Origin of the sequence: Roseateles amylovorans, assembly GCF_025398155.2 — a bacterium.
In the GTDB taxonomy this organism is placed as follows: Bacteria; Pseudomonadota; Gammaproteobacteria; order Burkholderiales; family Burkholderiaceae_C; genus Roseateles; species Roseateles amylovorans.
Map to the genome: position 1 here is coordinate 5,489,984 of NZ_CP104562.2, position 26,672 is coordinate 5,516,655.

At 67.9% G+C, this 26,672-nt stretch carries 17 protein-coding genes; 10 read left to right on the forward strand and 7 right to left on the reverse strand.

Going from position 1 to position 26,672, the window contains the following annotated elements; all coding sequences use genetic code 11:
* Window positions 1-54 precede the first annotated feature (54 nt).
* Together pgi and tal are read right to left on the reverse strand one after the other, a co-directional pair.
* Entirely contained in the window at window positions 55-1,683 is a 1,629-nt protein-coding gene (pgi, locus tag N4261_RS22785; protein WP_261757531.1) for a glucose-6-phosphate isomerase, read from the reverse strand.
* Entirely contained in the window at window positions 1,680-2,630 is a 951-nt protein-coding gene (tal, locus tag N4261_RS22790) for a transaldolase (RefSeq protein ID WP_290428838.1), read from the reverse strand. Before tal ends, pgi begins: the two co-directional genes overlap by 4 nt.
* A gap of 362 nt (window positions 2,631-2,992) precedes the next feature.
* Between tal and zwf the strand changes: the two genes are divergently transcribed.
* Together zwf and N4261_RS22800 are read left to right on the forward strand one after the other, a co-directional pair.
* Complete coding sequence (gene zwf, locus N4261_RS22795; RefSeq protein ID WP_261757532.1) at window positions 2,993-4,438, forward strand: glucose-6-phosphate dehydrogenase; 1,446 nt, start codon at window positions 2,993-2,995, stop codon at window positions 4,436-4,438.
* A gap of 415 nt (window positions 4,439-4,853) precedes the next feature.
* The gene (locus N4261_RS22800) at window positions 4,854-5,714 is read left to right on the forward strand and encodes a MurR/RpiR family transcriptional regulator (RefSeq protein WP_261760826.1); all 861 of its coding nucleotides are present in this window, start codon (window positions 4,854-4,856) and stop codon (window positions 5,712-5,714) included.
* Between the two features lie 260 nt (window positions 5,715-5,974).
* On the opposite strand, the gene N4261_RS22805 is transcribed toward N4261_RS22800, so the two are convergent.
* On the reverse strand, window positions 5,975-8,650 hold the full coding sequence (locus N4261_RS22805; RefSeq protein ID WP_261757533.1) for a prolyl oligopeptidase family serine peptidase: 2,676 nt from the start codon (window positions 8,648-8,650) through the stop codon (window positions 5,975-5,977).
* 174 nt (window positions 8,651-8,824) lie between these two features.
* Between N4261_RS22805 and N4261_RS22810 the strand changes: the two genes are divergently transcribed.
* Window positions 8,825-9,415 carry a hypothetical protein gene (locus tag N4261_RS22810; protein ID WP_261757534.1) on the forward strand — a complete coding sequence of 197 codons (591 nt, stop codon included), beginning with the start codon at window positions 8,825-8,827 and terminating at the stop codon, window positions 9,413-9,415.
* A gap of 94 nt (window positions 9,416-9,509) precedes the next feature.
* A complete protein-coding gene (locus tag N4261_RS22815) occupies window positions 9,510-9,833 on the forward strand; it encodes a hypothetical protein (protein WP_261757535.1) in 324 nt (107 codons plus the stop codon).
* 200 nt (window positions 9,834-10,033) lie between these two features.
* Here N4261_RS22815 and uvrA read toward each other — a convergent pair whose 3' ends face one another.
* Window positions 10,034-15,673, reverse strand: coding sequence for an excinuclease ABC subunit UvrA (uvrA, locus tag N4261_RS22820; protein WP_261757536.1), 5,640 nt, complete (start codon window positions 15,671-15,673; stop codon window positions 10,034-10,036).
* A 488-nt stretch (window positions 15,674-16,161) separates the two neighbouring features.
* On the opposite strand from uvrA, the gene N4261_RS22825 reads away from it, so the two are divergent.
* A complete protein-coding gene (locus N4261_RS22825; protein ID WP_261757537.1) occupies window positions 16,162-16,683 on the forward strand; it encodes a response regulator in 522 nt (173 codons plus the stop codon).
* Between the two features lie 105 nt (window positions 16,684-16,788).
* Here N4261_RS22825 and N4261_RS22830 read toward each other — a convergent pair whose 3' ends face one another.
* Window positions 16,789-17,019, reverse strand: a complete 231-nt coding sequence (locus N4261_RS22830; RefSeq protein WP_261757538.1) for a hypothetical protein — start codon at window positions 17,017-17,019, stop codon at window positions 16,789-16,791.
* 354 nt (window positions 17,020-17,373) lie between these two features.
* On the opposite strand from N4261_RS22830, the gene N4261_RS22835 reads away from it, so the two are divergent.
* The 5 genes from N4261_RS22835 to N4261_RS22855 all read left to right on the forward strand — a co-directional run bounded on the left by N4261_RS22835 (window position 17,374) and on the right by N4261_RS22855 (window position 24,606).
* Window positions 17,374-18,648 (forward strand): malonyl-CoA decarboxylase, encoded by a 1,275-nt coding sequence (locus tag N4261_RS22835; RefSeq protein ID WP_261757539.1) that lies wholly within the window; start codon window positions 17,374-17,376, stop codon window positions 18,646-18,648.
* A 228-nt stretch (window positions 18,649-18,876) separates the two neighbouring features.
* A complete protein-coding gene (locus N4261_RS22840) occupies window positions 18,877-19,881 on the forward strand; it encodes a Bug family tripartite tricarboxylate transporter substrate binding protein (RefSeq protein ID WP_261757540.1) in 1,005 nt (334 codons plus the stop codon).
* Between the two features lie 31 nt (window positions 19,882-19,912).
* Complete coding sequence (locus N4261_RS22845; protein WP_261760827.1) at window positions 19,913-21,487, forward strand: malonate--CoA ligase; 1,575 nt, start codon at window positions 19,913-19,915, stop codon at window positions 21,485-21,487.
* A 15-nt stretch (window positions 21,488-21,502) separates the two neighbouring features.
* Entirely contained in the window at window positions 21,503-21,742 is a 240-nt protein-coding gene (locus tag N4261_RS22850) for a cysteine-rich CWC family protein (protein WP_261757541.1), read from the forward strand.
* Window positions 21,743-21,936: 194 nt separating this feature from the next.
* Window positions 21,937-24,606 (forward strand): diguanylate cyclase domain-containing protein, encoded by a 2,670-nt coding sequence (locus N4261_RS22855; RefSeq protein WP_261757542.1) that lies wholly within the window; start codon window positions 21,937-21,939, stop codon window positions 24,604-24,606.
* On the opposite strand, the gene N4261_RS22860 is transcribed toward N4261_RS22855, so the two are convergent.
* Window positions 24,575-25,072, reverse strand: coding sequence for a 3'-5' exonuclease family protein (locus tag N4261_RS22860; RefSeq protein ID WP_261757543.1), 498 nt, complete (start codon window positions 25,070-25,072; stop codon window positions 24,575-24,577). The two genes, N4261_RS22855 and N4261_RS22860, sit on opposite strands and share 32 nt — an antisense overlap.
* 300 nt (window positions 25,073-25,372) lie before the next feature.
* Entirely contained in the window at window positions 25,373-26,338 is a 966-nt protein-coding gene (locus tag N4261_RS22865; RefSeq protein WP_261757544.1) for a VTT domain-containing protein, read from the reverse strand.
* Between the last annotated feature and the right edge of the window lie 334 nt (window positions 26,339-26,672).

The following is a 26,672-nucleotide window of genomic DNA, read 5'->3' on the forward strand; positions in this document are numbered from 1 at the left end:
AGCTGATGAAACAGAAGTGATGCGGGACTCGCGCCCGCCGGCGAGGCCGCAGACTCAATCGCGCAGCTTGGCCAGCAGCCCGGCGGTGGACCCATCCAGGCCCGAGGCGTCACCGGTCGACAGCCGCGGCAGCAGGCTGTTGCACAGCGCCTTGCCCAGCTCCACGCCCCACTGATCGAAGCTGTTGATGCCCCACACCGCGCCGCTGACGAACACCCGCTGCTCATACAGCGCGATCAAGGCGCCCAGCGACGACGGCGTCAGCGCCTCCAGCAACAAGGTGGTGCTGGGTCGATTGCCAGGGAAGCTGCGATGCCGCGCCAGCACGTCCGGCGCCAGATCCTTCGAGGCCGTCGGCGCGGATTCGGCACGCGCCGCGTCGGCGGTCTTGCCTTGCATCAGCGCCTGCGACTGGGCCAGGCAGTTGGCCAGCAGCTTGGTGTGCTGATCGCTCAGCCGCGCCAGCAGCTCGCCCTGCACATGCTCGCCATATTGCGGCCGCTTCACCGCGATGAATTCCACCGGGATCACATCGGTGCCCTGGTGCAGCATCTGGAAGTAGGCATGCTGGCCGTTGGTGCCGGCCTCGCCCCAGACCACCGGGCTGGTGCCGTAGGGCAGCGACGCGCCATCCCGGTCCACGCCCTTGCCGTTGCTCTCCATCTCCAACTGCTGAAGGTAGGCCGGCAGCCGGCGCAGTCCCTGGTGATACGGCGCCACCGAGCGGCTGGTGAAGCCATGGAAGTTGCGATACCAGACATCCAGCAGACCCAGCAGCACCGGCAGGTTCCTGGCCAGCGGCGCCGTGCGGAAATGTTGGTCCATCGCATGGGCGCCGGCCAGCAGCGCCCGGAACTGGGCCGATCCCACCGCGATCGCAATCGGCAGGCCGATCACCGACCACAGCGAATAACGACCGCCCACCCAATCCCAGAAACCGAAGGTGGTGCTGATGCCGAATTCGGCGGCCGCCTTCGCATTGCTGGTGGTCGCCGCGAAATGCCGGGCGATGTCGGTGCCGCCTTGCTGCAGGAACCAGGCCTTGGCGGCCAGCGCGTTGGCCAGCGTTTCCTGCGTGGTGAAGGTCTTGGACGCGATGATGAACTGCGTCGTCTCGGGACGCAGCCCCCGCAGCACCGGGGCCAGGTCGTGCCCGTCCACGTTGGAGACGAAATGCAGCTTCAGCGTGGCCGGCACAAAGGCCTGCAACGCCTGCACCACCATGGCCGGCCCGAGGTCCGATCCGCCGATGCCGATATGGACCACATCGGTGATGCCGCTGCGGGCCTGGTCGCGCACGCTGTCCGCAAAGGCCAGCATCCGGTCCAGCGAGGCCTGGACCTCGTCGCTGAACGGCCCCTGGCCGGCGGGGGCGCGCAAGGCGGTGTGGAGCACCGCGCGGCCTTCGGTGAGGTTGATCGGTGCGCCGGTGAACAGCGCCTCGCGTTGCGATTCCAGCCGCACCTCGGCGGCCAGATCCAGCAGCAGTTCCAGGGTTCGCTCGTCGATGCGGTTCTTCGACAGATCGGCGAACACCTCCGGCGCCTGCAGCGACCAGCGCGCGAAGCGGCCGGGCTCGGCGTCGAAGGCGCGGCGCACGTCAAAGGCCGCACCCGACTGTTGGAAATGGCTCTGCAGGGCAGCCCAGCTCGGGCCGCGGTCGCAACGCGGGTAGTCGCTCATCGGAGGCTTTCGATCATCTGGTCCAGTTTGCCGGCGTCGACGGCGAACAGGCGGATGCCTTCAGCCAGCTTCTCGGTGGCCATCGCATCCTGGTTGAGGGCGAAGCGGAAGGCCGCCTCGTTGTAGGAGACCTTCGGCAGGTCCAGCGCCTGAGCGGCGGCGGCGTCGAGCGCGCGTGCCAGAGGCGCCTCGTTGCCTTGCAACTGGGCCAGCAGGTCCGGGCTGATGGTCAGCAGATCGCAACCGGCCAGGGCCTGGATCTGGCCCACATTGCGGAAGCTCGCGCCCATCACCTCGGTGGCGATGCCGTGCTTCTTGAAGTAGTTGTAGATCGCCGCCACCGACTTCACACCGGGGTCGTTGACACCCGCATTCGCGGCCTCGTCCCAGTTCGGGCCGGCGGCCTTCTTGTACCAGTCGTAGATGCGACCGACGAACGGGGAAATCAGCTGGATGCCGTTCTCGCCGCAGGCCACCGCCTGGCAGAAGGAGAACAGCAGCGTCAGGTTGGTGTGGATGCCCTCACGCTCGAGCTCGCGGGCGGCCTGGATGCCTTCCCAGGTCGAGGCCACCTTGATCAGCACGCGGTCGCGGCCGATGCCGGCGTCCTCGTACAGCTTCATGATGCGACGCGCGCGGGCCAGCGAGCCCACGGTGTCAAAGCTCAGCCGGGCATCGACTTCGGTCGACACACGACCCGGCACGACCTTCAAAATCTCCAGGCCGAAGGCGACCAGCACCTTGTCCACGATGAGGTCCAGCGCCTCGCCCTTGTGGGCCGCGACGGTGTCCTCCAGCAGATGAGCGTAATCAGGCGACTGCACCGCCTTCAGGATCAGCGACGGATTGGTCGTCGCGTCGCGCGGCGTGAACTGCGCGAGCTGCTTGAAGTTGCCGGTATCGGCCACCACGGTGGTGAAGGCCTTCAGTTGTTCGAGCTGATTCATGATGAGGACGCCGTGAGGTTCGGCGGTCAGAAAGGTCGGAGAAGTCAGTGAGGGCGGACCGTCGGGAAAACCGGCCACGGGCGGTGACCGAGGCATGGCACTTGCCACATCCAGCCGCCACCGACGACGCGCCGGCCCGTATTAGAACCCGGATGGAATGGCCGCCCACTCGTGGCTCCGATACCGATGGTGACCGTCGGTGGACCCCGCTGTGGGCAAGCGCCGCACCCAGGTCCGCGCCCGCATCCGCGCCTTCAGGGCGCTCATTGACCGTCTGAAGAAACTGGGGCATCATAATTCCGGTAACTTCGTTACATCAAGACGTCAGCCAACTTTCGCTCCCTGGCCGGAGCGCCACGCACATGTCCTTCGATCTCGTCTTCTTTGGTGGCACTGGTGACCTGACCTGGCGAAAGCTGATGCCCGCCCTGTTCCAGGCCTTCCGCCACGGCAAGCTGCCTGAGGGCGGCCGCATCCTGGCCGTCGCCCGCGACGAGATGCCGGACGAGCGTTACCGCGAATGGCTGAAAGAGCGCTTCCGCGAAGTCGAGGAAGGCAAGCGCCCGACCGACGAGGAGTTCGAGCGCTTCGCCTCGCTGGTGCATTACCGCCGCATGGACCTGTCGCAGCCGGACCACTATGCCCGGCTCAAGGAATGGCTGGGCGAGCGCAATGCGGACACGGTGGTGCTCTACCTGGCCACCAGCCCCCACCTCTTCACCCAGATCTGCCAGCAACTCGGCGCTGCCGGCCTGAACGGCCCGCGGGTGCGGGTGGTGCTGGAGAAACCGCTGGGCCATGACCTGGCCAGCGCGCAGGAGATCAACAAGGTGGTGCGCTCGGTCTTCGACGAGACGCAAGCCTTCCGCATCGATCACTACCTGGGCAAGCCGTCGGTGCAGAACCTGATGGCGCTGCGCTTCGGCAATGCGCTGTTCGAGCCGCTGTGGCGCCGCGAGAGCATTGCCAACATCCAGATCACGCTGGCCGAAGGTCTGGGCGTGGGCACCCGCGGGCCGTTCTACGACGGCACCGGCGCACTGCGCGACATGATCCAGAACCATGCGCTGCAGCTGCTGACGATGATCGCGATGGAAGCGCCGTCGAGCAACGATGCCGATGCAATCCGCGACGAGAAGCTCAAGGTGCTGCGCTCCCTCAAGCCCTTCACGCCGGAGACGGTGTCGCGCGATGTGGTGCGCGGCCAGTACCGTGCGGGGACGGTCGAGGGCAAGTCGGTACCCGGCTATCTGGACGAATCCAAGATCCCTGCCGACAGCCACACCGAGACCTTCGTGGCCCTGCGCACCGAGGTGCAGAACTGGCGCTGGGCCGGCGTGCCCTTCTACCTGCGGACCGGCAAGCGGCTGGCGGCGCGGGATGCGCAGATCGTCATCAATTTCCGTCCGGTGCCGCATCCGATCTTCCCGGGCAGCAGTTGCCCGAACCGGTTGATCATCAAGCTGCAACCGGAAGACGGGCTTGAGCTGCAGTTGATGGCGGCCAAGGGCGGGGCCAGCAATGAGATGCTGACGCCGGTCTCGCTGGATCTGGACTTCGACAAGGCGTTTGCGTCCAACCGCGTGGGGGCTTATGAGCGCCTGCTGCTGGATGCGATCGCGGGCCGGCTCAACCTGTTTGTGCGCAGCGATGAGCAGGAACAGGCCTGGAAGTGGGTGGAGCCCATCCTCAACTTCTGGAAGACCGACAGCACCGGGCCGCGGACGTATGTGGCCGGCAGCTGGGGCCCGCCCGCCGCCAGCGCGCTCGTCGCCCGCGACGGGCACGCCTGGATCGAAGAGTGCTGAATAAGGTACCCCCCTACTGGCTTCGCCAGCCCCCCAGGGGGCGAGCGGGAGCCCGGCAAAGCCGGATCTCCGCGCTCCGCTTGACGGGCGCCCTGGCTGCGCCGGGCTCGACTCGCTTGGTGGATGGGGATCCGCCCTACTGGCTTCGCCAGCCCCCCAGGGGGCGAGTGGGAGCCCGGGTGGATGGGGATCCCCCCTACTGGCTGCGCCAGCCCCCCAGGGGGCGAGCGGGAGCCCGGCAAAGCCGGATCCCCGCGCTCCGCTTGAGGGGCGCCCTGGCTGTGCCGGGCTCTATTGGCTTGCGCGGCTTGATGAGCCATGAGATTGAGGCGTCTCGGGATAGGTCGTGGATGGCTGGATGGGGCGCGGCGGTGGGCAGGACATTCTTGGTTTTCGATAGGGCTTCGGTATGAGCATGCTGGAACGGGTCAAGGCCGCATTGCCGGCATTGCCGCCGGCCGAGCAACGGGTGGCCAAGCTGTTGCTGGCCGATCCGCGCGCGTTTGCGAGCCTGCCAGTCAGTGAGCTGGCGGATCGGTCTCACGTGAGCAAACCCACCGTGGTCCGCTTCTGCCGCAGCGTGGGCTATGACGGGCTCGCCGACTTCAAGCTGAAGCTGGCCGGCAGCGTGAATGAAGGCGTGCCCTTCGTCCACCGCGCCGTCGACGAAGACGACAAACCGTCCGATCTGATCGTGAAGGTGGTCGACAACGCCGTCGCCGCCCTGCTGCACTATCGCAATGACGCCGCCAGCCATGCCTTCGAACGCGCCATCGGCGCGCTGTCCGAAGCCGGTCGGCATCAGAAACGCATCGAGTTCTACGGCGTCGGCAACTCCGGCATCGTGGCCCTGGACGCCCAGCACAAGTTCTTCCGCCTCGGCGTGAACACCTTCGCCTGCAGCGACGGCCACATTCAGCTGATGAGCGCCACGATGCTCGGCCCCGGCGACTGCGCCGTGATCATCTCCAACTCAGGCCGCAGCCGCGATCTGATGGACGCCGCCGAAATCGCCCGCAAAAAAGGCGCCACCACCATCATCATCACCGCCAGCGGATCGCCCCTCGCGCAGATGGGCCAGCTGCCCGGCCAGGTGCTGCTCGCCGTCGACCACCCCGAAGACTACGACCGCTACAGCCCCATGGTGTCGCGCCTGCTGCATCTGATCGTGGTGGACGTACTGACCACCGGCGTCGCCCTGCGCCTGGGCGAAAACCTCCGCCCCATGCTGCAGGAGATCAAGCGCAACCTGCGCAGCAAGCGCTACGCGAGCTGAAGTCAGCGCGGCGGCTCCCGTGGGGCGCCTGCCGCGATCGTGTCGTCCCGCCGTGTGTCGATGATGGACCGCCCTCGGGCCACCTGATCGCACCGCAACATCCGCGAGGCGGCAAGCGCCATCGTCGAGGCTCAGGCCCCGGTTGGCGTCGCACCGACGCCTACGCCACGCCATGAAAAAAGCCCTCGGTCTCTCAACCGAGGGCCCTCGTCATCAACCTCCCGGCCGCTCACGCAGCGACCGGATCGCTCAGCGACGACTCACTTCTGCGCGGCGCCAAACTGGCGCAGCCAGAAGGCTTCGTACTTGCGGTGCCAGCCCACCGGCTTGACCGCACCGCCCAGGCCGTGCTCGCCGTCCGGGTCCAGGAACAACTCGACCAGCCCCTCCTTGCCCGATTCCAACAGCGCGCGGTAGACATTCACCGTGTCCTGGTAGAGGACGTTCGGATCCTGCATGCCGTGCACGAGCATCAGCGGCTTCTTCAGGTTCTTGGCCAGCGGCAGCAGCGAGTATTTGCGCAGCACCGGCTTGCTGCGGTCCACCTTGCCGATGGTGCGGCCGCTGTACCAGCTGTTGTAGTTCTCCCATTCGGTCGGCCCCGCACCGGCAATGCCCGCCGCGAACAGGTCGGGCTTGGTGTACATCGTGTACTGCGTCTGGAAGCCGCCGAAGCTCCAGCCGTTAAGGCCAATGCGCGCCCCGTCCACGCCCAGGTTGGCCTTCATGTAGGCGACCAGGTCTTCCAGGTCTTCCGCCTGCGGTGCGCCCGGCTTCTCCCAGTTGGCGTCGGCGAATTTCTCGCCGTAGTTGGAATGCCCGCGCGGATCCACCGTGACCGTCAGGTAGCCATGCTTGGCCGCCATGTACATCGCGAAGACATAACCGGTCGGCTGGAAGCTGTCGGTCTCCACCGAGTGGCGGTCGTTCAGCGGGCCGCCGTAGGTGTAGACGATCGCTGCGCGCTTGTCGGTCGGCGCCCAGCCCAGCGGCTTGAAGACATAGGCGGGAATCGTGTCGCCATGCCGGTTCTTGAAGCTGAACCGCTCCGGACGCAGCACATCCACCTGCGCCCATGCCGGATCATGGCTCTGGGTCAGCACCCGGCCGGCCTCAGGACCCGATGCCGCCGACTGGCCCTTGATCAGCTTCAGTTCCGGGCGCTCGGCCCAGTGGCCCGCCACCGAGGCCAGCCACTGGCCGCCCTTGGCCACCGTCGCCGCCCGGTGATAGTCCGGCGCGCGGCCCAGCGCGGTCATGCGGCCGTCCTTGAGCTCCACGCGCCACAGGTTCATCGACGCGTAGTCGTCCTTGTTGGCGACGATGAACATCGTCTTCACATCGGGCGTGAAACCCAGCACCTGATAGGCCTCGAACTCGCCGGTCACCAGCGGACGGACCGAGCGATCCGCGCCGGCCGCCAGGCTCATCGCATACGGCTGGCGCCAGCCGTTGTCGGCCAGGATCAGCACCAGCTGCTTGCTGTCGGGCGTGAAGCTGGGCGTCATCACATTCACCAGCTCGTGGTGGATGGGCGCGCGGCGCTCCAGCACCATCTCCGGTTTGGCGCCGGCGTCGGGCTTGCCCAGGTAGACGCGGAACAGGTCCTTCTCACGCTCGAAGGTGGTGAACACATAGTGGCTGCCGTCTCGGGCCCACACCACCGGCGAGATCTCGAACCAGTAGTCGCCCCCCGGATGAGTGAAGACCGGCGCCGGCTGACGGGTCGGCACCTGACCGACCGCCGGCACCGGACGGATGTAGATCGCCAGCGATTCAATGCCGCGCTTGTCGTCGGAGACCTCGCGGTTCACCTTCTTGGCGGTGGCGAATCGCTCGCCGTAATTCATGATCTCGACCTGGCGGCCGGGCTTGGGTGCGGGCTTGCCGTCCGCCCCCACCAGCGGCGCCTGAGCGGCCAGCGCCATCCAGCGGCCGTCCTCGCTGATCGTGGTCTGGGCGATGCGGAACTTGCGGTCCTCATCGTCCGGATTGAACAGCTCACGGTTGATCACCTCGATGCCGGCCGTCGACAGTCGCACCCGCAGCACGCGGGTATCGTCCTGCACGATCAGATGCTGGTCGTCCGGCGAATAGGCCACCGGCTTGAGACTGCGGCCAGTCGACAGCAGTGGCTCGGCGCGCTCGGTGCCGGCCTTCCAGCGCAGCAGTTGGCCGCGGTAGCTGAACACCAGCTCATCGCGCTGGGTCGCCCAGACGAATTGCGAGATGCCGGGATAGAGGTCCTCCGGCTTGAGCTTTTCCTTCTCGCGCTTCTTCTTCAGCTCATCGCGCAGTTCCCACAGCGCCATGTCCTTGGGATCCTTGGCCGGCTTCTTCGCCTCCGGCGCCGAAGCGCCCGAGGCCGGTTCGGCGGCCGCAGCGGGGGCATCGCCCCAGGTGGCCTTCTCGGCGGCCTTGCGAGCCTCCTCGCGCTGCTTGCGCGCGGCCAGTTCCACCTTCAGTTCGGCCAGCGCCTGGCGCTCCCATTGCTCCAGGTCGACCGTCTCGCCACGCAGATAGGCCGCCTGCGCCTCTTCGCGGGACTGGCGCTCGGCCAGTTCGTTGCGCTTTTGCTTGAGCTTGGCGGCGTAACGCTCCAGCGATTCCGGGGTCTCCACCACCGCCATCTGCGTCGGCGAACTCACCCGCAGCGTCTTGCCGGTCTGGATGTCATGCACATACAGATCGCTGCCCGGCTCGCCGAACGGGTTCCACAGATAGGCCAGATAACGGCCGCTGGCGCTGAACCGCAGGTCCTTGGCCGCCTCGCCCCGATAGGGTTCGGCGCGGAACAGCTGCTCCAGGGTCAGCGGACGATTGGCCACCGCGACCGGCACGGCGGCCGGCGTGGTTTGCGCCTGGCTGCCGTCGCTCAGTCCGAGCCCGGTCGCCAGGGTCGCCAGCGCCAGGGAATTCAAGATCCATTGCTTCAAAGTGCCTCTCCACGCCCCGGCTTGTGTCGGGGACGCGGAATTCTAGGAACCTCCGCTACACCTGCTTACCCCATCGACGTCCACCGGGAACGGCTAGCGCGCGTTAGACACCCAGGCTTTCCCTGAGTTGGCGCGCAAACAGCCTGTTCTGCGCGCTTTGCCGAGGACCCGGACATGAAAAAACTGCTGATCTCTGCCTCCCTGGCCCTGACCGCCCTGTTCGCCGGCCCCGCTTTGGCGGGTGACGTGGGCATCTCGGTCAGCATCGGCCAGCCTGGCTTCTACGGCCAGATCAACGTCGGCAACCAGCCGCCGCCCGCCGTCGTCTACGCCGAGCCGGTGATGGTGGAGCGGGTCTATGCCCCCGCCCCGCCCGTCTATCTCCGGGTGCCGCCGAACCATCTCCACGCCTGGTCGCGCCACTGCGGCTACTACGGTGCCTGCGGCCGTCGGGTCTATTTCGTCCGCGAGGACTGGTATGCCCGCACCTATGCACCGGCCTACTATGGCCGCCCGGTCGCCCGGCCCTACCCGGTCTACGGTCCGGCGCCGCATTGGGAACGCCGGGAGTGGGACCGTCGCGGCTGGGATGACCGCCGGGGCTGGGAAGACCGTCGCAGTTGGGACGACCGCCGCGGCGGGGACGACCGTCGCGGCTGGGATGATCGGCGCGGCGGCCATGAGCGCCGCGACTGGGACGATCGACGCGGTGACCGGGGCGACCGTGGAGAAAGAGGCGAACACCGCGGCCGACACGACCATTGAGGGCGTCAGGGCCATTGATTTCAGCGGCCCTCGCGTATAGTCGGTGCATCCCGCATGTCTGACATCGTTGTGACATGCCCAACCGCGCCGAGCCATGTTCGCCAAAGTCATTGCCGCCCTGGGTCTCCTGATCTGCGTGCTGCTGGCCGTGGACATGTGCCTGCCCGCCCGACATCAACGGGCCTGGCGAGCCTGGATCCGGCGTCCCATGGGCGGATCCGGCGGGTCCGGCGGTTTCAGCCGCTTCGCTCGATCCCCCTTCTCCGGCCTCGGCCACCGCTTCAGCTCCCGCGAACGCCGCCGCGCCGCGCACGACGCCGCCCAAGATGCGATCGCCCGCGCCAAGCATCGATCGAACAACTGGGATGGCAATGTCTATCACGGCGACGAGTTCGACCAGCGTCGCAAACCACACTGAGCCCCCCGCCGTCGAGCGGGACCCACCACACCGCACCGCCGGTGACCTCAACCCTGTGACGGCATGACATGAAAAAGGCGCCTCCCCTTCTCAGGGCAGGCGCCTTTGCTTTGGGGTCAACGGCTGCGACCCGCATCAGTCACTGACTCGCCGCTGCGCGACCGCATCCACCTCGGCCGGCAAGCGCCAGCGGCGCACGCTCAGTGGCGGGCCAGCACCGGTGCCAGCGCCCGACCGGTGTGGGTGTCCTGGATCACCAGCGTCTCCGGCCGGCCTTGCGCCACCACACGGCCACCGGCCGAGCCCCCCTCGGGGCCGAGGTCCAGCACCCAGTCGGCTTCGGCAATGACGTCGAGGTCATGCTCGATCACCACCACGCTGTGGCCACCATCCACCAGACGGTGCAGCACCCGGATCAGCTTTTCCACGTCGGCCATGTGCAGGCCCACCGTCGGTTCGTCCAGCACATACAGCGTGTGGGGCGCTTTCTGGCCGCGGCGGGTGACGTCGTCCCGCACCTTCACCAGTTCCGACACCAGCTTGATCCGCTGCGCTTCGCCGCCGGACAGCGTGGGGCTTGGTTGCCCCAGCGTCAGATAGCCCAGGCCGACGTCCTGCAACAGCTTGAGCGGATGCGCGATGTTGTTCATCACCGAGAAGAACTCCACCGCTTCGTCCACCTCCATCTGCAGCACTTCGCCGATGCTCTTGCCGCGCCAGCTCACCGCCAGCGTCTCGGGATTGAAGCGCTGGCCGTGGCACTGGTCGCAGAGCACCTTCACATCCGGCAGGAAGCTCATCGCGATGGTGCGCATGCCCTGGCCTTCGCAGCCGGGGCAGCGCCCTTCGCCCGTATTGAAGCTGAAACGACCCGGACCATAACCGCGGGCCTTGGCCTCCAGCGTTTCCGCAAACAGGCGGCGGATCGCATCCCAGAAGCCGATGTAGGTCGCCGGGCAGCTGCGCGGGGTCTTGCCGATCGGCGTCTGATCAACCTCCAGCACCCGGTCCACCTGCTGATGGCCCTCGATGCCCTCGCAGCCTTGCCAGGTCGACGGCGCCCGGCGCAGCGGCACCGCCGCGGCCATGTTGGCCAGCAACACGTCGCGCGCCAGGGTGCTCTTGCCCGAACCCGACACGCCGGTGATGGCCACCAGGCGATGCAGCGGCACGTCCACCGTCACCCCGCGCAGGTTGTGCAGGGTGGCGTTGAGCACCGTCAGCTTCGGCGCGTCGGCGGCGATCTCTCGACGCGCCTGCAGTGGATGGATCAGCGGATGCGACAGGAAGCGTCCGGTCAGGGATTCCGGATTCGCCGCCAGTTGCGCCGCCGTGCCCTCCGCAATCACCCGACCGCCTCGTTTGCCCGCGCCCGGACCGATGTCGATGATGTGATCGGCGCGGCGAATGGTGTCCTCGTCATGCTCCACCACCACCAGCGTGTTGCCCTTGTCGCCCAGCGTGGACAAGGCCTTCAGCAGGATCTGGTTGTCGCGCGGATGCAGGCCGATGGTCGGCTCATCCAGCACATAGCAGACGCCCTGCAGGTTGCTGCCCAACTGGGCGGCCAGCCGGATGCGTTGCGCCTCGCCGCCGGAGAGCGTCGGAGCGGCACGGTCCAGGGTGAGGTAGCCCAGGCCCACTTCCTCCAGGAATTCCAGACGGCCGCGGATCTCGCTCACCACATCGCGGGCGATCTCGGCATCCCGGCCGGTCAGGCTCAGGCCGGCGACCCATTCACGGGCCTCGGTCACGCTCCAGGCGGCGACGGTGGCGATGGTCTCGTCCTCGAAGGTCACCGAGCGCGCCACCGGATTCAGGCGCGAGCCATGGCAGTCCGGGCAGGGCTGGTCGGTCAGGCCCTCGATCTCGGCCTCCTCGGACGGGAAGCTCTGCTCGCGGCCGCGATTGCCGTCCTTGTCCTGCACCGTGTCGTCCAGCGCCTTGCGCTGCTCACGGGTCAGCGCCAGGCCGGTGCCGACGCAGGTGGTGCACCAGCCGTGCTTGGAGTTGTAGCTGAACAGGCGCGGGTCCAGTTCGGGATAGCTGGTGCCGCAATGCGGGCAGGCGCGCTTGGTGGAGAACACCCGCAAGTTGCCGATGCCCCGGGTGGGCTTGGCCAGCCGCAAGGCGTCCTGCAGGCCGTCCAGCGGCGCCAGCACATGCACCACGCCCTTGCCGTGATCCAGCGCCTTGGCCAGCAGCTCGCGGAGGTCGCCCTCGGTTTCGGGCGTGACGATCATGTCGCCGACCGGCAGCTCGATGCTGTGCTCCTTGAACCGATCCAGGCGCGGCCAGGGGCTGGTGGGCAGGAACTCGCCATCCACCCGCAGGTGGGTGTGACCCCGGGCCTTGGCCCATTTGGCCAGGTCGGTGTAGATGCCCTTGCGATTCACCACCAGCGGCGCCAGCAGGCCCAGATGCTGGCCCCGGTAGTCGCGCATCAGTTGGGCCGCGATCGCCTCGATGCTTTGCGGACGCACCGGTGTGCCGTCCTTCGGGCAATGCTGCACGCCGAGCTTCACATAGAGCAGACGCAGGAAGTGCCAGACCTCGGTCGTGGTCGCCACCGTGCTCTTGCGACCGCCGCGCGACAGCCGCTGTTCGATCGCCACCGTCGGCGGGATGCCCCAGACCGCATCGACCTCGGGCCGGCCGGCCGGTTGCACGATCGAGCGCGCATAGGCGTTCAGCGATTCCAGATAGCGGCGCTGGCCCTCGTTGAACAGGATGTCGAAGGCGAGCGTGCTCTTGCCGGAGCCGGACACGCCGGTGACCACATTGAACTTGCCGCGCGGGATGCTGACGTCGACCGACTTCAGGTTGTGCTCGCGCGCATTGACGATGCGGATGGCCTCATCCGCCGGGCGCCGGCGACGTATCAGCGACTGCAACGGTCGGCCTTCGGCCACCTTCACCGGTGCGCGGTCCATCTCCAGCGCGTACTCGCGCAGCGCCTGCGCGGTGTGGGAGGTGGGGTGCTCCTTCAGATGCTCCGGCGTGCCGACGGCCACGACCAGGCCGCCGTCCTCGCCACCTTCGGGGCCCAGGTCGATCACCCAGTCCGAGGCGCGGATCACATCCAGGTTGTGCTCGATCAGGATCAGCGAATGACCGGCCGACAGCAGCTTGCGCATCGCGCGCATCAGCTTGGCGATGTCGTCGAAGTGCAGCCCGGTGGTCGGCTCGTCGAACAGGAACAGCGTGCCCTTGGTCGCCGTGGCCTGGCGCGGCTTGGATGCCGCCTCGGCCAGGTAGCCGGCCAGCTTCAGACGCTGCGCTTCGCCGCCCGACAGCGTCGGCACCGGCTGGCCCAGCGTCAGATAGTCCAGGCCCACATCGGACAGCGGCTGCAGCTTGTTCAGCACCTCGCGGTCGTCCTTGAATAGCGTCAGGGCCTCGGCGACGGTGAGCTCCAGCACGTCCGACACGCTGAGCAGGCGCCCGCCGCGTTCGAGCTTCACTTCCAGGATCTCGGCGCGGAACCGCTTGCCGTCGCAGTCCGGGCAACGCAGGTAGACGTCGGAGAGGAACTGCATCTCCACATGCTCGAAGCCCGAGCCGCCGCAGGTCGGGCAGCGGCCGTCGCCGGCATTGAAGCTGAACATGCCGGCGCCGTAGCTGCGCTCCTTGGCGACCGGGGCTTCGGCGAAGCGCTTGCGGATCTCGTCGAACACGCCCACATAGCTGGCTGGATTCGACCGCGCCGTCTTGCCGATCGGCGATTGGTCGACAAACACCGCATCGGACAGCCAATCCGCGCCCAGCAGGCGGTCATGCGCGCCCGGCGTTTCGGTGGCCTGGCCGAACCAGCGCGCCAGCGCGGGATACAGCACATCCTGCATCAGCGTGCTCTTGCCGGAACCGGACACACCGGTCACCGCCACCATCCGCTGCAGCGGGAACTCCACGCTGACATTGCGCAGGTTGTGCTCGCGCGCGCCCTCCAGGATCAGCCGCGGGGTGCTCTCTTCCACGATCCGCTTCAGGCCCATGCCCACATGCTTGCGGGCGCCCAGGTAGGCGCCGGTCAGCGTATCGGCCGAGCGGATCTGCTCCGGTGTGCCGTCGAAGACGATCTGACCGCCCTGCTGGCCCGGTCCCGGGCCCATGTCGATCAGGCGGTCCGCCGCCAGCATCACCGCCGGGTCATGCTCCACCACCACCAGCGTGTTGCCCGCGTCCCGCAGGCGCTGCATGGCCTGCACGATGCGGTTCATGTCGCGCGGATGCAGGCCGATGCTGGGCTCGTCCAGCACGAACAGCGTGTTGACCAGCGAGGTTCCCAGTGCGGTCGTCAGGTTGATCCGCTGCACCTCGCCGCCGGAGAGCGTGCGGCTCTGGCGATCCAGGGTCAGATAGCCGATGCCCACATCGACCAGGTACTTCAACCGGTTGCGGATCTCGTCCATCAGCAGCTTCAGCGCCTCGTCCAGCAAGGTGCCGGGCAGTTGCAGCTCATCCATGAAGCGGCGCAGCCGATGGATCGGCAACTGCATCAGGTCATGCACCGACAGGCCCGGCAGGGCCTCCAGCTGCTCGCGGCTCCAGCGCACGCCCTCGGGAAGGAAGCGTTGCGCCGCCGGCAGCGCGGCGTCGGCCAGCGGCTTGGAGCCGATGCGCCACAGCAGCGCTTCGGTCTTCAGGCGTGCGCCGCGGCAGGTGGGGCATTCGGTGTAGCTGCGGTACTTGGACAAGAGCACCCGGATGTGCATCTTGTAGGCCTTGCTCTCCAGGTAGTCGAAGAAGCGCCGCACGCCGTACCACTGCTTGTTCCAGTTGCCGTTCCAATTGGGGCTGCCCTCGATCACCCAGTCACGCTGGGCCTGGGTCATCTGGTTCCAGGCGGTGTCGCGCGGGATGCCCGCATCACCGGCGTACTTCAGCAGGTCGTCCTGACACTCCTTCCAGGCCGGCGTCTGCATCGGCTTGATCGCGCCGGTGCGCAGCGTCTTGCGCTCGTCCGGGATCACCAGCCCCAGGTCCACCCCGATGACCCGGCCGAAGCCTCGGCAGGTCTCGCAGGCGCCCATCGCGGAATTGAAGGAGAACAGCGGCGGCTGCGGATCCGCATAACGGATGTCGCTCTCCGGGCAATGCAAGCCGGTCGAGTAGCGCCACAGCGTCGGCGCCGCGCCCTCGTCGGCGCTCACCACATAGACGGTGAGCCGACCGCTGCCGCGCTTGAGGCCCAGCTCGATGGCCTCCATCGCCCGCGCCTGCTCCACGCCCTGGATGCGGAAGCGGTCCGCCACCACATCGAGGATCTTGCGGCCGTTGACCACCCGCTCGGACTGCACCCGGGTGAATCCGGAGGCGGACAGCCATTGCTGGACCTCGTCCGCGCTCACTGTCTCCGGCAGCTCGACCGGAAAGGTCAGCACCAGGCGCGGGTCGTCGGCCTGGGTGCGCTGCATCAGTTCGGCATAGATGGTCTGCGAAGTGTCGTGGCGCACCGGCAGCGCGGTCTCCCGATCGAACAGCTCGGCACCACGCGCGAACAGCAGCTTCAGGTGGTCGTTGAGCTCGGTCATCGTCCCGACGGTGGAACGGCTGGTGCGCACCGGGTTCGTCTGGTCGATGGCGATGGCCGGCGGCACGCCGTCCACCTTGTCGACCGCCGGGCGGTCCATGCGGTCCAGGAACTGCCGGGCATAGGCGGAGAAGGTCTCCACATAGCGGCGCTGGCCCTCGGCGTAGAGGGTGTCGAACACCAGGCTGGATTTGCCCGAGCCGCTGGGGCCCGTCACCACCGTCAGCTCACCGGTACGGATGTCCAGGTCGAGGTTCTTGAGGTTGTGTTGGCGGGCACCCCGGATGCGGATATCGGCGTCGGACATGCTGTTGGGTAGCTCAGAGGCTCAGAAGGGGCAGTGGGCAAACATTCTAGGGAGAGCTGCTGCCATTCACTGGCAGCAGCGGGGGAGGCCCTTCCCCCGAAGACACCCCCATCCAGGTGACAGCAAAAAGCACACACCACCTGGGCGATCTGCAGACAAAAGAAGCAAAATGATTGGCGCGGAGGTAAGCGCTGGTGACACCCCCCGCTGGGTTCGAGACACGGTTGACCCGCTTCCATGTCCCCTGAAAACGTCCGGATCGCCAGATCGGCAGAGGTTTGTTCAGTATTGGCAAACCCCTGACCGCTCAGGCTGGCTTCCTGTACCTCTTGTCAAGGCTTGGGAACGAAGACCGACTCAGACTTGCTAGTCTTGCGACGCTGCGGCAACAATGGAGCCCGGTCGCCGCAGTGCAGCATTTGGCATTTCCAGGCGATTCAACCAAGGGTTTACCCGCCACTCCGACAGAGCGCGGGAGACAGCAACACATGGACAGATACGACGGTCATCCCCTCTCCGAGCCCCACCTGGTGCTGATGTCGTCGGACGCTCCGGCGCATCCGTCGTCGTCGGCATCGTCACCGGAGGCAGAAGCTTGCGGCGAACGGCCCGCACCGGGCGAATCGTTCGTGCTGCTGGTGGAGGACAACCCGATCAATCAGGTCGTGGCGCTGGAGTTCCTGGCGCTGATGGGCCTGAAGACCCAACTCGCCCGCAACGGCCAGGAAGCCCTGGAGCTGTGCGAGCGCGACGCCCCCAGCCTGGTGCTGATGGACATCCAGATGCCGGGCATGGACGGCCTGGAATGCGCCCGCCGGCTGCGTGAGCAGCAGGCCCAGGGCCGCCTGCCGCGGTTCCCGATCCTGGCGCTCACCGCGCATGCGCTGGACAGCGATGTGGCCGACAGCCTGAAGGCCGGCATGGACGAGCACCTGACCAAGCCGCTCGATTTCCTGACCCTGCGCCGCCGCCTGGCGCGCTGGCTGGACCTGCCCCAACTCAACGACTGACCAACGACTGACCCCGGTTCGTCGTACCGGGACGGCGAACGGCCTTCACGGCCTTCACGGCCGTCTCGCTGACCAGCCGACCGCCTGCCCCGGCGTCCGTCGACATCAAGTCCGGAAGGTCGCCAATTGGTCGTTCAGCAGCCTCGCCTGCTGCTGCAGCGAGTCGGCGGCGACCTCCGTTTCGTCGACCACGGCCGCGTTCTGCTGGGTCGTGTCATCCAGGTGGCGGACCGCCTGATTGATCGGCGCCAGACCGTCGGATTGGCCGGTGCTGGATTCGCTGATCTCGCCGACGGTGCCCGACACCTGCTGCACCGATTGCAGGATCTCACCCATCGCCTGCGCGGCTTGACCGACCTGCGCGCTCCCCGCATCCCTCCCGCGACACGGCCTCATTGATCAGCGCCTCGGCCGATCTCCGCCGCATCGTGGCCGATGGAAGGGCAGACAAGGTGAGCGCCGAGCCGCTGCTGCAATGGCCCCATAGGCGCACACACCGCCAGGCGGCGAGACCAACCCGCGAGCCCGTGCCAGTCCTCCGCGGCGCCTGCTTTCGTGACGATATGCCGCATCCGCCCGATTCGACAGTGGCCGCTCAAGTCGAAGAGGCGATGCTGGCGCCTGCACCGGGTCTCGCCCCCGGGTTAAGGCGGAGTGGCGCCCTGTGAAAAACCCTCTATAAACCGGCTCATGATGGTTGAATCCTGGAGCTCGGCGCGCGCAGCAAAGCAGGTCCTGACGCTGGCGCGCAAACTGCTGTCCGAACGCGGACAGGCCAACAGCCTCGGACATGCCCGAGACCTCATCGGCAAGATGAGCGCCCTGCCGGCCGAGGCCTGGCCCGCGGTGTTCGACCGGCTGGCCGCCGACTTCAATCCCGAGGCCGAAGCGGTATTGCAGGCCGCCCACGCGTATGCGGTGTCACCCGGCGTCGACGAGCTGCACACCCTCACCCGGGTGACCGAGCCGCCGCGCCAGGAGCTGTTTCGCCGGCTCAACCGCGCACCTGGCGGCACCGCGCTGCTGGTGCGCATGCGACGCCGGTTGCTGGACGGCCTCAAGGCCCATCCCACCTGGCGCATGGTCGATGCGGACCTGCTGCATCTGCTCTCCTCCTGGTTCAACCCGGGCTTCCTGGAGATGCGGCAGGTGGACTGGAACTCGCCCGCGCAACTGCTGGAGCAGATCATTCACCACGAGGCGGTGCATGCCATCGACGGCTGGGACGACCTGCGCCGGCGCCTGCTGCCCGACCGCCGTCTGTTCGCCTTCTTCCATCCGCAACTGCCGCGCGAGCCGCTGATCTTCGTCGAGGTGGCGCTGCTGCCGGAAATGCCGGACGCGATTGCGCCGCTGATCGAAAAGCGCAGCGAGCCGATGCCGCCGAACAGCTACCGCAGCGCGGTGTTCTATTCGATCAGCAACTGCGAGCCCGGTCTGCGCGGCGTCTCGCTGGGCAACTTCCTGATCAAGACCGTGGCCGAGCACCTGCAGCATGAGCTGCCCAAACTCAAGCTGTTCTGCACCCTCTCGCCGATTCCCGGCTTCGCCGCCTGGTTGCACGGCGTGACCACGCTGGACGGCCTGCCCGGTCTCAAGCCAGTGCAGATCGAGCGCGCCGGGGAAGCGTTGGCGCGGGTGAAACAGCACAGCAGCGCCGAGCTCGCCAGCCCGGCGGCGCTCAGCAACCAGGCCCTGCAGGAGGACCTGCGCCGCCTGGCCGCCGTCTACCTGGTGGGGCAGACCACCCAGCCCGGCGGCGATCCGGTGGCCCGCTTCCATCTGGACAACGGCGCGCGGCTGGAACGGCTCAACATCGCCGCGGACCGGTCCGTCAAAGGATTGAAGCAGTCGCATGGTCTGATGGTGAATTACCTCTACGACCTCGACCGCATCGAGCGTCACCACGAAGCCTTCACCCAAGGAGAGATCGCCAGCGCCCGCGCCGTCAGCGGGCTGCTGTAGCCCCCGGCCTCACCACGCCACCGCCGCCAGCCGGTGACAGCACGGCCCGTTCCCGGAACGGCCGCCTGCCCGGCCGCGCGGCCGGCCGACGCTGAGGTCGACCGCCCCGAAAGAAGACTGAGCCCGCCTGCCGCGCCGCACCGCCTCGTCAGCGCTGCGCAGGGCGATCGACAGGATCCACGGCTCAAACAACGACAACGATCCCTGATCCAACCCGGAGACAACACCATGAGTTCGAACCCAGCGCCCTCGCGCCGACGCGTGCTTGGCGGCGCGGCCGCCGCTTCCCTGACGATGGCCGGCGGCTTTCCGCTCAGCGCACTGGCACAGAGCGCCTGGCCGAGCCGGCCGGTCACCATCCTCGTGCCCTTCCCGGCCGGCGGCGGCACCGATGCCTTTGCCCGCCCGCTGAGTGCGCAGCTCACCAAGCAGACCGGCAAGCAGTTCATCATCGACAACAAGGGCGGCGCGGGCGGCACCGTCGGCGCCACGCTGGCCTCCAAGGCCGCGCCGGACGGCTACACCTTCTTCATGGGCGCGGTGCATCACGCGATCGCCCCGGCGATGTATCCGAAGCTGGAATACCGGCTGGAAGAGGACTTCGTTCCGGTCGGCCTGATCTCCAGCGTGCCGCAGGTGATCATCATCAACCCGGCTAAGGTGCAGGCCACCGACCTGAAGGGCCTGCTGGAGCAACTGCGCAAGAACCCTGGCAAGCTGAACTACGGATCGGCCGGCAACGGCACTTCGCACCATCTGGCCGGCGAGCTGTTCAAGCTGCAGACCAAGACCTTCATCACCCACATTCCCTACCGCGGCGCCGGTCCGGCGCTGCAGGACCTGATCGCCGGCCAGGTGGACCTGATGTTCGATGGCCTGGGCTCCTCCGCCACCCACATCAAGGGCGGCCGGGTCAAGGCGCTGGCCGTGGCGTCCTCCAAGCGCGCGCCGGGCTTCCCGGACATCCCGAGCACGGTCGAGGCCGGCGTCCCGAGCTACCAGGTCGCCACCTGGTACGGCCTGTGGGCACCGCGCGGCACGCCGAAGGAAGCCATCGCCGCCATGCAGGCGGAGATGCGCAAGGCGTTCGCGTCCGACGAACTGCGCACCGCCTGGACCAACCTGGGCACCGACATGCCCAACCTCTACGGCGACGCCTTCGGCAAGTTCGTCCACAGCGAAATCCTGCGTTGGGCCGAAGTCGTCAAGAGCAGCGGCGCCAAGCTGGACTGAGGACAATGCGTCACCCATGAGCCTGTCATCCATGAGCCTGTCCCACTCTCCTGCATCCGGCGCCACGGCGGCCGACGGCAACCTGTTCACCGCCCTGCGCGGCGCCTTCCCGGCGGACCTGGACGCCTGCGCGATCGAGGTCGCCGACGGTCCCGACACCGGCAAGCGCTACAGCTGGCGCGACCTGGACCGCGCCACGGCGATGATCGCCAACCTGCTGGACTCGCTGGACCTCCCCGCCGGCAGCCGCATCGCCGCCCAGACCGAGAAGAGCGTCGAAGCGCTGCTGCTGTACCTGGCGGTGCTGCGCGCCGGTCATGTCTATCTGCCGCTCAACACCGCCTATCAGGCGGCGGAGCTGGATTACTTCATCGGCAATGCCGAGCCAGCGGTGGTGGTGTGCGCCGGCAAGCATTTCGGATGGGTCAGCAAGCTCGCCTTCCAGGCCAAGGTGCCGTGGGTGTTCACGCTCAACGAGGACCGCACCGGCACGCTGCTGGACCGCGCGGTGCAGATGAGCGACCAGCACACGCCCGCACGCCGCGCGGCCGAGGACCTGGCCGCCATCCTCTACACCAGCGGCACCACCGGCCGAAGCAAGGGCGCCATGCTCAGCCATGGCAACCTGCTGTCCAACGCGCAGGTGCTCAAGGACGTCTGGGGCTGGCAGCCCGATGACGTGCTGATCCATGCGCTGCCCATCTTCCATGTGCACGGCCTGTTCGTCGCCTCGCATGGGGCGCTGCTGGCCGGTGCGCGGATGATCTGGTTCAGCAAGTTCGAGCCGCGCGGCGTGATCGCACGCCTCCCGCAGGCCACCGTCTTCATGGGCGTGCCCACGCTCTATGTCCGTCTGCTCGAACAAGCCACGCTGACCCGCGAGACCTGCGCCCGGATGCGCCTGTTCATCAGCGGTTCCGCACCGCTGCTGATCGAGACCTTCCAGGACTGGCAGCACCGCACCGGCCACACCATCCTGGAGCGTTACGGCATGAGCGAGACCGTCATGCTGACCTCCAATCCTTACCGCAGCGAGGATGGAGAGCGCGTGGGCGGCACCGTCGGCCTGCCGCTGCCAGGCGTGGGCCTGCGGGTGGTGGACGACGCCGGCCAGCCCTGCCCGGCCGACGAGATCGGTCACCTCCAGGTGCGCGGCCCCAATGTCTTCGGCGGCTACTGGCGCATGCCGGAAAAGACCCGCGAAGAGTTCACCGCCGATGGCTGGTTCAAGACCGGCGATGTGGGTCGGCGCGATGGCCGCGGCTACGTCACCATCGTGGGTCGCAGCAAGGACCTGATCATTTCCGGCGGCTTCAATGTCTATCCGGCGGAGATCGAGGGCTGGCTCAACGAGCTGCCCGGCGTGGCGGAATCGGCGGTGGTGGGCGTGCCGCATCCGGACTTCGGCGAGGGCGTGATCGCCGTCGTCGTGCCGCGACCAGGGGCCTCGCTGGAAGGGCCGGCGCTGATTGCGGCGCTGAAGGACCGGATCGCCAACTTCAAGGTGCCCAAGCAGGTCTTCATCGAGTCCGAACTGCCGCGCAATGCGATGGGCAAGGTGCAGAAGAACCTGCTGCGCGAGCGACATCGCCAGCTGTTCGGCTGAGCGCCGGATCCGCTGATGACCGCCGCCACCGCCCTGCCCCCCAACACCGCCTGCCCACGCTGCGGCGGTGACTTCCGCTGCGGCGTGAGCGATGGCCATTGCGCCTGCTTCGGCCTGACGCTGACGCCGGCACTCCAGCAGGCGTTGGCGGCGCGCTATCCCGAGCAGTGCCTGTGCCTCGATTGCCTGGCGGCGCTGAGCGGGGCGGCCGCGGCCAGCGAGGCCGCGCTCCGGCGCGCCCTGGGCGGCGACTGAGCGCCGGCAACCGCAACCGCGACCGCAGTGCGCCGGGCGCTGCACCGTCCGCAGATCCCGGTAATTCGGCGCACATGCGCTGAACAGTGGGCGCCACCCCGGCTTGATTGACGCTTGCCGTACGGGCCACGCTCGCGACAATCAGCGGTATGCCAACCGCCCAATTCCAACCAGCCCTCCGACGGCGCAACGGAATGAAGCGCCTGTTGGTGCTGGGCCCGTTCCTCTCGCTGGGACTGGTGCTGGTGGTGCTGTGGACGCTGGTGGGCTGGTTCGCCGTGATCTATCCGGCCTCGCTGGTGCAGGAGGTTCAGGACGACCTGGCCAATACCGCCGCGGCGGCCAGCCAGGAAACCGATGCGCTGCTGCGCGAGGCCGAGACCCAGCTGCGCACCCTGGATCTGATGCTGCTGACGCGACGCACCGATCAAACCGGTCAGGACGCCACCGTCAGCCAGTTGGTCGACACGCTGCGCGAGAGCGCGCGCGGCATCACCGATGTGATGCTGGCCCACACCGACGGGCGGGTCTGGCGCATTCCGTCCAACAGCCGCGCGGCCTATGCCGAGCTGGGGCCCGACAGCGTGCTGCACGAGCTGACCGTGCCGGGCGCACGCCATGTGGTGATCGGCGCCCCGATCCGGCTGCGTCCGGGGGCGCACGAAGTCTTGCCCATGGCCACGCGATTGAGCGTCGACAGCAGCGAACAGAACGCGGCCATCGCCTTCCTGGATCTCGACCATCTGCAGCGTGTCTATCGCGCCCGCATGCTGCGTCCCGGTCTGGCGGTCTTCCTGGAGCGCAGCGACGGCCTCGCGCTGCTGCGTCAGCCTGGCGTAACCGGCCTGGAAGGGACCAATATCCCGAAGAACCACCCCGCGCAAGCGCTGCCTGCCAGCGCGCCTACGAACGGGCAGTTCACCCTGCTCGAAGGACTGGATGGCCGCGAGCGCGTGGTCGCCTATCGGACCCTGGACGGTTATCCGCTGCGCATCTTCGTGTCGCTGGAGCGTGAGCGCGTGCTCGCCGGCTATCTGTCTCAACGCCGGGCCGTGCTGGGCTTCTCCTTCCTCGTGACGGTGATCGCCCTGGGGCTGACCGTCTGGTTGACCCGCCTGCAGCACCGCACCCGACTGGCCGAGGCCGAGCGTGAAGCCACCGCCGATGCCTCGCCGATGGGTCTGTTCCGTGCGGACCTCGAGGGCCGCACCGTCTATGCCAACGAGACCTACCTCGCCCTGCTGGAGCTCGACGAGTCGCAATTGGCCTGGGGGTGGCTGGACCGATTGCCCCCGGCGGAGCGCGACGCAGTCCGCGCCGACTGGCTGGCGCGCGCCCAGCGGGGTGAATCCATGGACCGGGTGCGTCGGATGGTCCGCAGCGACGGCAGCGACCTGGTGCTGGCAGTGCGCACCCGCCCGATGCGGGTCAACGATCGCATCGTCGCCTTTGCCGGCACCGTGCTCGACATCACCGAGCCGGCGCGTCAGCAGGAGACGGCGCGCATGCTCAGCGCGATCATCGATCTGGCGCCGGACTACATCGCCCAGACGACGATGGACGGCGACATCCTCTACCTCAACCCCGCCCTGCGGCGTCGCCTGGGCCTGGCGCCCGACGCACCGCTGGACGGACTGCATCGGCGCCAGTTCTTCGTCGACGGCGGCGAAGCGCGCTTCCACGACGAGATCCTGCCTGCCGCCGCGCGCGACGGGCACTGGAGCGGCCGCTGGCTGGCCCGCACCCGCACCGGACAGTCCCTGCCGGTGGACTGCACCCTGATCCTGCACCGCGACGAGACGTCGACGCAGGTCAGGACGGTGTCCTGGATCCTGCGCGACATCAGCGTCGAACTCGCCATCGAGCGCGAACGCGAGCGCAGCCAGGCCGTCATGAACGCGCTGGCCCAAAGCGTCTCGGTGATGATGCTGGCGGTGGACTCCGAGGAGCAGGTGCTGTTCTGCAATCGCGCCTTCGAACAGCAGCTCGGCATTTCACCCCGGTCCTGGGAAGGCCAGACGGCCCGCGACCTGCTGGGCCACGCCCGCTATGCCGACACCCAGCCGCTGATCGCGCGGGCGCTGGCCGGCGAAAGCACCCTGGCCGAACTGCGAGACGACGGACCGGACACGGTGCGTGATGACCGCATCGAGCCCCGCTACCTCGAACTGAGCTATGCGCCCTTGCGCGGGGAGACCGGCGCGATCATCGGCGCCTTCGGCGTGGTGCGGGATGTGACCGAGGTGAAGCAGGAGCAGTTGCGGCTGCTGAAGGCGTCCAACACCGATCCGCTCACCGAGCTGCTCAACCGCTCCGGCTTCGCCGCCCATGTGCATACCGGGCTGCAACGGGCGCGGGACCGACAGGAACTGGTTGCCCTGCTCTACCTGGATCTGGACCGCTTCAAGCCGGTCAACGATGACCACGGTCATCCGGTCGGCGATGCGCTGCTGAAGGCGGTGGCCGGCCGACTGCGGCATGCCCTGCGACCGCAGGACCTGGTGGCGCGACTGGGCGGTGACGAGTTCGCCGTCTTCCTGCACCAGGTCGCCAAGCCGGAAGACGCGCAGAGCGTGGGCGACAAGCTGGTGAACACGCTGTCCATGCCCTTCCGGATCGGCGCGCTGGAGCTGCACATCGGCACCAGCGTCGGCTTCTGCGTGCAATGGGCCGCCCAGGCCACGGTCGATGATCTGGTCACCCAGGCCGATGCGCAGCTCTACCGCGCCAAGCGCGGCGGTCGCGGACGCGCCGAAGGCAGCGTCTGCGAAAGTCCAGGCCCAGGCCCAAGCCCAGACCCAGGCCCAGACCCGGAACCCAGCGAAGGCGACCTCAATCCGGCGCCGCTGACGCCGGCTGCTTGACCCTCAGCAAGGCCAGTTGCAGCAGCTTGGCATCGGCACTGGCCCGGTGACGATGCAGATGGGCCTCGGCGCGGATCTGCTGCTTGAGCGGCCCGAAACGGCGGGCTTCGTCTTCACTGAGCAGCAGGCGCAGATCGTCCAGGCGAAAGCGCGGTTGCGCATCGACGCTGTCGAACAGCTTGGACAGCCAGCTGTAGTCGTGGGCCCAGCTGTCGCAATAGACCGTCTGCCCCGCCAGTCGGGTGTTGATCTCGTTCACCACCCAGGCCCGCGGGCGCCCATGACGCTTCAGCAGATCGCGCGAGATGCCGTGCAGCGCCTCGGCCCCGTCGTCCCAATGCTGCCAGTCGGGCGCGGGCTGGATCAGGGAACAGAACGGCAGGCCGCAGGCTTCGACAAACCCGATCTCGATGGGATAACTGCCACGGCCGAAACCGGAGGCTTCCAGGTCCAGGATGGTGGGCATGGCGAGCATGACCGAGTGTATGCAAGGGCCGGGCCAGCACCGCGTATCTGGGCTCCCGATAACAGGGACGCCGCGCCTGGCGATCGGCCACCTGCGCCATGCCGCACGGCGGCGAAGGGGACAGGTCCGGCGATTGCCAGGCCCGCCCGTGGCAGGGTCGGCGTGGCGGCGGGTCGGTCGGGCTGGGGGTCGAGCGTCCGGCCCATCGATCCGGCGCTCAGGCGCTCAGGCGCTCAGGCGAGCCAGCGATCCGGCGCTCAGGGGGTCGATGCGCGGGAGGTCCGACGGTCGATCGATGGATCAGGCGATCGAATCGGCCGTGGGCGGCGGTGCCATGGCTTGGCGGCGCGCCTGCAGCGCATCCCAGGCGTCCAGGCCGCCTTCCAGCGCCAGCACCCGCGGCAAGCCGCGGTCGAGCAGTTGGCGCGCACCAGTGACGGCGCTGATCTCGTTCGGGCAATTGCAGTAGAGGACCAGCAATCGATCCTGGGGAAGCTCGGACGCGGCGGCCGCCAACTTCGGCAGCGGGATGGTGAGCGCGCCCGGCAGGAGGCGCGGATCAGCCAGCCGGCCGGTCTCGCTGCGCACATCGATGAATTGCGGGGCCATGTCCTGGTCCATCAGCGCGGCGGCGTCCTCGACGCTGATGCGCTCGATCCCGCCTTGCAGCCGCGCCATCCGGCGGCGGCGCCAGAAGCGCCAGGCCACCACCATCATCAACGCCACGCCGAGCGTCCCGATCGCCAGCTTGCCGGCGTTGGCGAGCGCATCCAGCACCTCCTGGATCTGGTCGCTGAAGACCAGGCCCAGGCCGAGGAAGCACAAGGTCCAGACCAGCCCCGCCATCGCGTCATAGGCGATGAAGCGGCGCCAGCCCATGCCCAGGGCGCCGGCCATCGGTGCGGCCACCACCGAGATGCCCGGCAGGAACTTCGCGGCCAGCAGGGAACTGCCGCCCCAACGGGCAATCAGGCTCTCGCTCTGCCGCACGCACACATCCGGCGACAGCGACACCCGGCACAACGTGCGCAGCACCCGATGGCCGTGGGTGCGGCCGGCGATGAACCAGATCGCATCGCCCAACACATTCGCCAGCACCGCCGCACTCACCAGGCTGAAGCCGGACAGCCGCCCCGCCGCGGCCAGACCGCCCGCCACCACCAGCAAGGGCGCAGCAGGCAGCGGCGCACCAATCCGCGCGGCCAAGGTCACGAGGAACACAAGCAGGAAATCATGCTGGATCAGCAGTTCGATCAGGGCGCGCATGGCGCCATTGTGGCGGGACTCTCACCGGCCCATCGACCGTGGGGCAATTGGTGGCGGCGTCACGACACCGCCGCCACCGCCGCCGACCGTCGCGGGTCGATCGCGGCCCTCCCCGGCGCCACGCCAGCGGGGATTCCCGGCGTGGCGTGTCCCTCATTGGGTGGATTGCCCGTCCCCCCATCCGGCAGGTGGAATGCGGGATCGCACCGGTGATTGCAGCCCGCCGCACCGCGCCACACCGACGGCCTCCCCACAGAGCACCGATTCGGTGCCCCAAGCCCGTGGGCACATCGGCGCCCCTCCCCTTGCCCTCCCCTCCTTGCTGCAGAGGCCA

Bases quoted from the DNA above. Each gene is read 5' to 3' on its own strand.
- pgi (WP_261757531.1), bottom strand. From the start codon at position 1,683: ATGAGCGACTACCCGCGTTGCGACCGCGGCCCGAGCTGGGCTGCCCTG.
- tal (WP_290428838.1), bottom strand. From the start codon at position 2,630: ATGAATCAGCTCGAACAACTGAAGGCCTTCACCACCGTGGTGGCCGAT.
- zwf (WP_261757532.1), top strand. From the start codon at position 2,993: ATGTCCTTCGATCTCGTCTTCTTTGGTGGCACTGGTGACCTGACCTGG.
- N4261_RS22800 (WP_261760826.1), top strand. From the start codon at position 4,854: ATGCTGGAACGGGTCAAGGCCGCATTGCCGGCATTGCCGCCGGCCGAG.
- N4261_RS22810 (WP_261757534.1), top strand. From the start codon at position 8,825: ATGAAAAAACTGCTGATCTCTGCCTCCCTGGCCCTGACCGCCCTGTTC.
- N4261_RS22815 (WP_261757535.1), top strand. From the start codon at position 9,510: ATGTTCGCCAAAGTCATTGCCGCCCTGGGTCTCCTGATCTGCGTGCTG.
- uvrA (WP_261757536.1), bottom strand. From the start codon at position 15,673: ATGTCCGACGCCGATATCCGCATCCGGGGTGCCCGCCAACACAACCTC.
- N4261_RS22825 (WP_261757537.1), top strand. From the start codon at position 16,162: ATGGACAGATACGACGGTCATCCCCTCTCCGAGCCCCACCTGGTGCTG.
- N4261_RS22830 (WP_261757538.1), bottom strand. From the start codon at position 17,019: ATGGGTGAGATCCTGCAATCGGTGCAGCAGGTGTCGGGCACCGTCGGC.
- N4261_RS22835 (WP_261757539.1), top strand. From the start codon at position 17,374: ATGATGGTTGAATCCTGGAGCTCGGCGCGCGCAGCAAAGCAGGTCCTG.
- N4261_RS22840 (WP_261757540.1), top strand. From the start codon at position 18,877: ATGAGTTCGAACCCAGCGCCCTCGCGCCGACGCGTGCTTGGCGGCGCG.
- N4261_RS22845 (WP_261760827.1), top strand. From the start codon at position 19,913: ATGAGCCTGTCCCACTCTCCTGCATCCGGCGCCACGGCGGCCGACGGC.
- N4261_RS22850 (WP_261757541.1), top strand. From the start codon at position 21,503: ATGACCGCCGCCACCGCCCTGCCCCCCAACACCGCCTGCCCACGCTGC.
- N4261_RS22855 (WP_261757542.1), top strand. From the start codon at position 21,937: ATGAAGCGCCTGTTGGTGCTGGGCCCGTTCCTCTCGCTGGGACTGGTG.
- N4261_RS22860 (WP_261757543.1), bottom strand. From the start codon at position 25,072: ATGCCCACCATCCTGGACCTGGAAGCCTCCGGTTTCGGCCGTGGCAGT.
- N4261_RS22865 (WP_261757544.1), bottom strand. From the start codon at position 26,338: ATGCGCGCCCTGATCGAACTGCTGATCCAGCATGATTTCCTGCTTGTG.